Below are 2,166 nucleotides of genomic sequence, written 5' to 3'. Positions count from 1 at the left end.
TTATTCACCTACGCTGCTGGACCATGTGTTGCCGCAGATGACGGTGGCGCACGAGGAGACCTTCGGGCCGGTCTCCCCGGTGATCCGCTTCAAAAGCATTGACGAAGCCATCCAGATTTCGAACGGCACGGCCTACGGTCTTTCAAGTGCCGTCTGCACCAATCGCCTGGACTACATCAACCGGTTTGTCAGCGAGTTGCACGTCGGTACCGTCAATGTGCGGGAGGTGCCTGGGTATCGCCTGGAGCTCACGCCTTTTGGCGGCATCAAGGACTCGGGCCTGGGCTATAAAGAGGGCGTGCAGGAAGCGATTAAAAGCTTCACCAATCTAAAAACCTATTCGCTCCCATGGAGCTCATGATTCACCCCCGAAGCGCCTTCGGCGCCTCCCCCTTCCAGGGGGCGCAGCCTGCGGCCCGGCGAAGCCGGTTCCACGGCGGCCGCTGGCTTAAGTAGCCTTCTTCTTCAATGCGTACTGTGTAAGGAATTCACGTGCTGAACTTTGACGACATCGAACAACTCTTCAAAGAGCGCGGCGGCGAGCAATACAGCGGCGAACCCGTGACGCAACTCCAGCACGCGTTACAGACTGCGGCGCTCGGCGAAGCCGAAGGCGCGAGCGATGCGCTGGTGACCGCGGCACTGTTGCATGACCTGGGGCACTTGTTGCACGACCTGGGTGAGACACCGTCGCTGCGTGGTGTGGATGACGTTCACCAGTACCGAGCACTGCCTTTTTTGCGGGGTCTTTTCCCCGACGAGGTGCTGGACGCCATAAAGCTGCATGTGGATGCCAAGCGCTATCTGTGCGCGGCGCGGCGTGGTTACCATTCCAGCCTTTCAGCGGATTCCAAACGCAGCCTGCAGCTGCAGGGCGGCATCTTTTCCGCAGAAGAGGCGGCGCGCTTCATCGCGCAGCCCGGTGCCGGGGATGCGGTGAAGCTGCGCCTCTGGGACGATCTCGCGAAAGATGCGCACAAGGCCACGCCGCCACTGGCGCACTACCTGGCACGGGCCAGGCGCTGTGCCCTTCCCGCCGCAGAGCCCTCGCTTGCCGCCTGAAATTCTTGCGCTGACGTGGCCGGTGCTGGGCGCTGTGCTGTTTGGCGCGCTGCTGCATGCAGGTTGGAATGCCCTGGTGAAGTCCAGTGCCGACAAAGCGCTGGACATGGCGGTCATTCACCTGATTGGGTCGGTGCTGGCGTTGCCGCTGGTGCTGCTGGTCGGCTGGCCGCGGGTTGAGGCCTGGCCATTCATCGGCGCATCGGTACTGATTCACATCGGCTACTACATTGCCACCACGCGCGCCTACCAGCATGGCGACCTGGGCCTGACCTACCCGTTGATGCGCGGCGTAGCGCCACTGCTGGTGGCCCTGTCGGCCAGTTTCACCCTGGGTGAAACGCTCACGCCGCTGGCCTGGGCCGGCATCCTGGGTATTTGCTGCGGTGTGCTGGTACTGGGCCTGAGCCGCCACGCCCTGCATGCGCCCAAGGCCGTCGGCTTTGCGCTGGCCAACGCCGTCATCATCGCCGTCTACACCGTGGTCGATGGGTTGGGCGTTCGCGCTTCAGGCAACGCCCTGCAGTACGTTGCCACCCTCTTCCTGTTCGATGGCTGGCCATTCGGCCTCCTGATGATGGCGCGGCGCGGGCGCGCCATGGCCGACTACGCGAAACACCGCTGGCCCGTGGCTACCGGCGGCGCACTGGCCTCGCTGGGCTCATACGGCATTGCGTTATGGGCCATGACGCGTGCGCCCGTGGCTACGGTCGCGGCGCTTCGCGAAACTTCGGTGCTGTTTGCCGTGTTGATCGGTTGCTGGCTGCTGAAAGAAGCTTTTACCGTACGCCGCTTTGTTGGCACTTGCGCCATCGTTGGCGGCGTGATGGCCATCCGCCTGGCTTGACACAAAACTTCCGACTTTCTGTGAGGCTTATGCCATGACCACCACGACGCTTCCCAGCCATGCAGAAATCGTGATCGTGGGCGGCGGCATCGCCGGTTGTTCGGTGGCTTACCACCTGGCCAAAATGGGCAAGACCGATGTGCTGCTGCTCGAGCAGGGCAAGCTCACCAGCGGCACCACCTGGCACGCGGCCGGCCTGGTCGGCCAGATGCGGCCCAACCGCAACATGACGCAGATGAGCAAGTACGGCATTGAGC

At 63.0% G+C, this 2,166-nt stretch carries 4 protein-coding genes; all 4 read left to right on the top strand.

The genetic code is table 11. The annotated features are described in order from the left end of the window. The coding region (locus tag AC1D1P_RS21620) for an aldehyde dehydrogenase family protein (RefSeq protein WP_477674386.1) at positions 1-361 on the top strand (361 nt) is incomplete at its 5' end. Between the two features lie 131 nt (positions 362-492). Continuing rightward, positions 493-1,062 (top strand): phosphonate degradation HD-domain oxygenase, encoded by a 570-nt coding sequence (locus AC1D1P_RS21615; RefSeq protein WP_477674385.1) that lies wholly within the window; start codon positions 493-495, stop codon positions 1,060-1,062. Next, positions 1,052-1,909 (top strand): EamA family transporter, encoded by an 858-nt coding sequence (locus tag AC1D1P_RS21610; protein ID WP_477674384.1) that lies wholly within the window; start codon positions 1,052-1,054, stop codon positions 1,907-1,909. The genes AC1D1P_RS21615 and AC1D1P_RS21610 overlap by 11 nt, the downstream gene beginning before the upstream one ends. A 34-nt stretch (positions 1,910-1,943) precedes the next feature. Further along, positions 1,944-2,166, top strand: a 223-nt coding sequence (locus tag AC1D1P_RS21605; RefSeq protein ID WP_477674383.1) for an NAD(P)/FAD-dependent oxidoreductase, incomplete at its 3' end; no start/stop codon positions are given.

The organism is Polaromonas sp. P1_E1_2, from assembly GCF_056406035.1.
This window is presented reverse-complemented; position numbering and strand designations above follow the sequence as displayed.